The sequence below is a fragment of the Mesorhizobium sp. M8A.F.Ca.ET.021.01.1.1 genome, from assembly GCF_003998025.1.
Taxonomy (GTDB): domain Bacteria; phylum Pseudomonadota; class Alphaproteobacteria; order Rhizobiales; family Rhizobiaceae; genus Mesorhizobium.
This window is the reverse complement of the sequence record NZ_RZSJ01000459.1, coordinates 1-5,166: the sequence shown is the minus strand read 5'-3', so window position 1 is coordinate 5,166 and position 5,166 is coordinate 1. Positions and strand designations below refer to the sequence as shown.

Below are 5,166 nucleotides of genomic sequence, written 5' to 3'. Positions count from 1 at the left end.
GCTCAGCCATCTTATGCGACCTTCTTGTTCTTGGAATTCAGCTTGGCCACGTCGAGGACTTCTGGCTGCTGGGCGACATGCGGATGCTCCGCGCCTGCATAGACGCGCAGGTTCTTCATCTGGCGACGGCCGAGCGGGCCACGCGGAACCATGCGCTCAACGGCCTTCTCGACGACACGCTCGGGGAAACGGCCCTCGAGCAGCTGGCGCGCGGTGCGCTCCTTGATGCCGCCGGGGTGGCCGGTGTGCCAGTAATAGACCTTGTCGGTGAACTTCTTGCCGGTGAACACCACCTTGTCGGCATTGATGACGATGACATTGTCGCCGTCGTCGACATGCGGGGTGAAGGTCGGCTTGTGCTTGCCGCGAAGATGATTGGCGATGACAGTGGCAAGACGGCCGACGACGAGACCCTCGGCGTCGATCAGGATCCACTTCTTCACCACATCCGCAGGCTTCTGCGAAAAGGTTGTCATGTTTTCTGCTCTCGGTTTTGACCTTCACGGGGAAGGCGTTTCTTGTTGCTTGGATTGGCGAAAGACGCTTGTCATCAGCCAATAACAAAACGGCGGCCTTTTGCGGGCCGCTGCTTCGTGAGGGCTTATAGGCGAGGGGGAACTGCACGTCAAGCAGATCAAAAAGCTCTACGGCGAAGAAACAATAGCAAAAACAACGACCTAGGTAAAAGGTATTATTTTACCACATCGCTGGTGCGCTTCGGCGGGATCGAGTAGGTACCCGTGGCATGCGCGATCGTGTGTCCATCCGGGCCGGCGACGATGTCGATGTCGAACACCATCAGGCTCTTTCCGAGCTTCAGGATGCGGCAATGGCCATCGATCGGCCCGGCCTCGGCCTTGCGGACGAAGTTGATGTTGAGGTTGGTGGTGACCGAGAGCGCATCCGGCCCGGCATGGCTGAGCACGCAGACATAGCCGCCAATGTCGGCCAGCGTAAACAGGGCAGGGCCGGACACCGTGCCGCCGGGGCGCAAATGCCGCTCGCCGGCATTGAGCCGCACGATACAGCCGCCGGGAAACACGTCGATCGCCTCATAGGCGGCGGAACTCTCATTGAGTTGCGGAAAGACGCTCTCCATCAACACGTTGATCTGCACTGCGGTCAGCACCGGCTTGAGATTGGTCTGGGCGGGCATGTCGGTCTCTCGTTCTGCGCATGCTTGTATGGGGGCAGCCGGGCGTTTCTGGCAACATATACATCGCCCTGGCGCAAGCGATGGGTGTTGGACGAAACCCGATCCGATATTAGATACTCTGCCAACACGATCGGAGTCGCGGAGACCTTAGCCATGGCCGAAATCCTTGCCATCAAGCCTGCTGCCGCCGAAGAGGGCCCGGTCACGACAAGGCTGGACAAGGGCGTGCTGCGCCTGACGCTTGCCAATCCGCCCGCCAACGCCTTGTCGCTGGCGGTCATGGCGGCGCTGACGGCGGAACTCGACCGCGCCAGGGCCGACAAGGCCGTTCGTGTCATCGTACTCTCGGCGGACGGCAAGGTGTTCTGCGCCGGCCATGACCTCAAGGAAATGACCGCGCGGCGCGCCGACGCCGATCGCGGCAAGGCCTTCTTCGAAGAGACCTTTGCCGCTTGCGCCACGCTGATGCAGACGATCGTGCGCCACCCCCTGCCTGTCATCGCCGAGGTGGATGGCCTGGCGACAGCCGCCGGCCTGCAACTGGTCGCGAGCTGCGACCTGGCCATCGCCTCGCATGAGGCGACCTTCTGCACGCCGGGCGTCAACATCGGCCTGTTCTGTTCGACGCCGATGGTGGCGCTGTCGCGCAACGTCTCGCGCAAGCAGGCGATGGAGATGCTGTTGACCGGTGAGACGATCGATGCGGCAACGGCCAAGGAATTCGGCCTCGTCAACCGCGTCGTGCCGCGTGAGTACCTGAATCAGATTGTCACCAAATACGCGCAAACCATTGCGTCCAAATCGTCCTTGGTCGTGAAGACCGGCAAGGAAGCCTTTTACGCGCAGGCCGAAATGGGGCTGGCGGATGCCTATGCCTATACCGGCCGCGTCATGGTCGAGAACATGCTGGCGCGGGACGCGGAAGAGGGCATCGGCGCCTTCATCGGCAAGCGCAAGCCGGAATGGACGGACGAATAGGACGGGAGCATGGAACCGCGCATCTCCATCATCACCATCGCCACCGACGATCTCGATCGCGCGGTGCGTTTCTACGAGGCGATGGGCCTGAAACGTCATGCCGGGATCACCGATGGTGTCGCCTTCTTCCAGATGGGCGGCGCCATCCTCGGCCTGTTCCCGCGCGCCAGCGCCGAGGAGGATTCCGGCGTCGCCTTCACCAAGGCGCCGTCAGCGGTCTACCTCGCCTACAACACTCGCTCCGATGCCGAAGTCGACGAGGTGCTCGCCATGGCTGAACAGGCCGGCGGCAAGATCGTCAAGCCGGCAGGCCGCGCGTTCTGGGGCGGCTGGTACGGCTATTTCGCCGATGCCGATGGACATGTCTGGGAAGTGGCGCACAATCCGGCCTTTCCAATCGCGGAAGACGGCACGATTTCGCTGCCCGAATGATGCAGCCCCGGCGATGCTGACCAAGTGATGGCCCACCGCAAGCAGCTGACGCGGCTGAAGGCACCCTATCTCAAACGCATCCTGCTCGACCCCGAGCGCGTGAACGATTGGGAAAAATACCCGTGGAACCTGCCGCTGTTTCGCGGCCACGCCTTCGAACTCGAATTCACCACGCCGATCACCATCATCGTTGGCGAGAACGGCACCGGCAAATCCACCTTGCTCGAGGCGATCGGGGCGCTGGCCGGTTACGACGAGGCCGGCGGCGGCAAGGGTTACCGGCCGGTCGACCATTCCAGCGCCATCGACAAGAGTGGCGCCGCGCTGGCGAACACGTTCCGTGGCCATTGGCTGCCGAAGGTCACCGCCGGCTGGTTCTTCCGCGCCGAATCCTTCTATTCCGTCGCCCGCTATCTCGATCAGGCGGCGCTGGAAGACCCGTTCGGGCCGCCTCCGCCTGACTTTCTCTCCTGGTCGCATGGCGAGGGGTTTATCCGTTTCTTCGAGGAACGCTGCCGCAGGCAAGGCATCTACATACTCGACGAGCCTGAAAGCGCGCTGTCGCCTTCGCGCCAGATCGAACTGCTCAAGATGCTGCGGCGCATGGACCAGTCGGGCACCGCGCAAGTGATCATGGCGACGCACTCGCCGCTGCTGATGGCCTGTCCCGGCGCGCGGCTGTTCCGCATCAGCAGGTTCGGGCTTGAGCCCGCCGACTTTCGCGATACGGACCATTTCCGCATGCTGCGCGATTTCAGCAATGACCCGGATGGTTTTCTCACCGAGGCGTTGTATGAGGACGAGGCATGAATCACGATAGCTACGACAACACCTACATCGGCGGCATCCTCAATTCGGTGAAGACCATCGCCATGGTCGGGGCGTCGGCCAATGACGTCAGGCCGAGCTATTTCGTGTTGAAATACCTGCTGGCCAAGGGTTTTTCGGTGTTCCCGATCAATCCCGGCCAGGCCGGCAAGGAAATCCTCGGCCGGATGACCTATGCCAGGCTGGCCGACATTCCAGAGCCGATCGACATGGTCGACATCTTTCGAGCGCCATCGGCGGTGCCGGGCATCGTCGACGAGGCGTTGCGGCTCGTTCCCTTGCCGAAAGTGATCTGGATGCAGCTTGGCGTGCGCCATGACGAGGCAGCCGCGCGCGCCGAGGCTGCCGGCATCAAGGTGGTGATGAACCGCTGCCCCAAGATCGAGTACGGCAAGCTCTCCGGCGAGATCGGCTGGACCGGGGTCAATTCCGGGGTGCTGTCGTCGAAGAAGCCGCTGATGCGCCAGGGCTTCCAGAGTTTTGGCGTCCGCCAGAAATAGGCGACAGGCAAAAGCGCAAAATTATTCCGGCAAAAGCCGTATTTCCCTTCGGCTTGGTCGAAGGTCCCACGCCAAAGGGTATTTTCTTCTTTGCATTCCGGGCCGGGCTTCGCCAAGAATGCCCGGCGATTTTCAGAAGGTTTTTTAGGGAGGTTTCCGTGACCCGTACGCCCGGTTTCAATACGCTCGCCGTCCATGCCGGCGCCAAGCCCGATCCGGCCACCGGCGCGCGCGCCACGCCGATCTACCAGACCACGTCCTTCGTCTTCGACGATGCCGACCATGCCGCCTCTCTCTTCGGCCTGAAGGCCTTCGGCAACATCTACACCCGCATCATGAACCCGACGCAGGCGGTGCTTGAAGAGCGCGTCGCCGCACTCGAAGGCGGCACGGCTGCCCTTGCTGTGGCATCCGGCCACGCCGCGCAGGTGATCGTGTTCCACAATCTGATGCAGCCGGGCGACAATTTCGTCGCCGCCAACAAGCTTTACGGCGGTTCGATCAACCAGTTCGGGCACGCCTTCAAGAATTATGGCTGGGAGGTGCGCTGGGCCGACACCAATGACGTCTCGACCTTCGAAAGCCAGATCGACGACAGGACCAAGGCGATCTTCATCGAGAGCCTGGCCAATCCTGGCGGCACCTTCGTCGATATCGAGAAGATCGGCGACATCGCCCGCAAGCACGGCCTGCCATTGATCGTCGACAATACGCTGGCTTCGCCCTACCTCATCCGCCCGATCGAGCACGGCGCGGATATCGTCGTCCATTCGCTGACCAAGTTCATCGGCGGGCACGGCAATTCGATCGGTGGCGTCATTGTCGACGGCGGCACTTTCGACTGGTCGAAATCGGGCAAGTACCCGATGCTGTCGGAACCGCGCCCCGAATATGGCGGCCTCGTGCTGCATGAGACCTTCGGCAATTTCGCTTTCGCCATTGCTGCCCGCGTGCTCGGCCTGCGCGATCTCGGCCCGGCGATCTCGCCGTTCAACGCCTTCCTCATCCTGACCGGCCTCGAAACCTTGCCGCTGCGCATGCAGCGCCACTGCGACAACGCGATCACGGTCGCAGGCTGGCTGTCGAACCACCCCAAGGTCGCCTGGGTGAACTATCCCGGCCTGCCCGGTGACAAGAACAACGCCTTGCAGAAGAAATATTCGCCGCTGGGCTCCGGCGCCGTGTTCACCTTCGGCCTCAAGGGCGGCTACGAGGCGGGCATCAAATTCGTCGAGGCGCTCGAACTCTTCTCGCATCTGGCCAATGTCGGCG

Annotated in this window: 7 protein-coding genes; 5 read left to right on the top strand and 2 right to left on the bottom strand. The window is 62.1% G+C overall.

Annotated elements, in window-relative coordinates; all coding sequences use genetic code 11:
* Positions 1–11: 11 nt before the first annotated feature.
* Both rplM and EOA36_RS27005 read right to left on the bottom strand, forming a co-directional pair.
* Positions 12–476: a 50S ribosomal protein L13 gene (gene rplM, locus EOA36_RS27010; protein WP_010915638.1), complete on the bottom strand. Its 465-nt coding sequence runs from the start codon at positions 474–476 to the stop codon at positions 12–14.
* Between the two features lie 215 nt (positions 477–691).
* Positions 692–1,156, bottom strand: coding sequence for a PaaI family thioesterase (locus tag EOA36_RS27005; protein ID WP_127280156.1), 465 nt, complete (start codon positions 1,154–1,156; stop codon positions 692–694).
* Between the two features lie 153 nt (positions 1,157–1,309).
* Between EOA36_RS27005 and EOA36_RS27000 the strand changes: the two genes are divergently transcribed.
* The 5 genes from EOA36_RS27000 to EOA36_RS26980 all read left to right on the top strand — a co-directional run.
* The gene (locus EOA36_RS27000; protein WP_127280155.1) at positions 1,310–2,134 is read left to right on the top strand and encodes an enoyl-CoA hydratase; all 825 of its coding nucleotides are present in this window, start codon (positions 1,310–1,312) and stop codon (positions 2,132–2,134) included.
* A 9-nt stretch (positions 2,135–2,143) separates the two neighbouring features.
* Complete coding sequence (locus EOA36_RS26995) at positions 2,144–2,566, top strand: VOC family protein (protein WP_127280154.1); 423 nt, start codon at positions 2,144–2,146, stop codon at positions 2,564–2,566.
* Between the two features lie 27 nt (positions 2,567–2,593).
* Positions 2,594–3,376, top strand: a complete 783-nt coding sequence (locus tag EOA36_RS26990) for an AAA family ATPase (protein WP_127280153.1) — start codon at positions 2,594–2,596, stop codon at positions 3,374–3,376.
* Entirely contained in the window at positions 3,373–3,894 is a 522-nt protein-coding gene (locus EOA36_RS26985; RefSeq protein WP_127280152.1) for a CoA-binding protein, read from the top strand. The genes EOA36_RS26990 and EOA36_RS26985 overlap by 4 nt, the downstream gene beginning before the upstream one ends.
* A 158-nt stretch (positions 3,895–4,052) precedes the next feature.
* On the top strand, positions 4,053–5,166 hold a 1,114-nt coding region (locus EOA36_RS26980; RefSeq protein ID WP_127280151.1), incomplete at its 3' end, for an O-acetylhomoserine aminocarboxypropyltransferase.

Coding starts and splice junctions, on each gene's coding strand:
- EOA36_RS26990 (WP_127280153.1), top strand. CDS start 2,594: ATGGCCCACCGCAAGCAGCTGACGCGGCTGAAGGCACCCTATCTCAAA.
- EOA36_RS26985 (WP_127280152.1), top strand. CDS start 3,373: ATGAATCACGATAGCTACGACAACACCTACATCGGCGGCATCCTCAAT.
- rplM (WP_010915638.1), bottom strand. CDS start 476: ATGACAACCTTTTCGCAGAAGCCTGCGGATGTGGTGAAGAAGTGGATC.
- EOA36_RS27005 (WP_127280156.1), bottom strand. CDS start 1,156: ATGCCCGCCCAGACCAATCTCAAGCCGGTGCTGACCGCAGTGCAGATC.
- EOA36_RS26995 (WP_127280154.1), top strand. CDS start 2,144: ATGGAACCGCGCATCTCCATCATCACCATCGCCACCGACGATCTCGAT.
- EOA36_RS27000 (WP_127280155.1), top strand. CDS start 1,310: ATGGCCGAAATCCTTGCCATCAAGCCTGCTGCCGCCGAAGAGGGCCCG.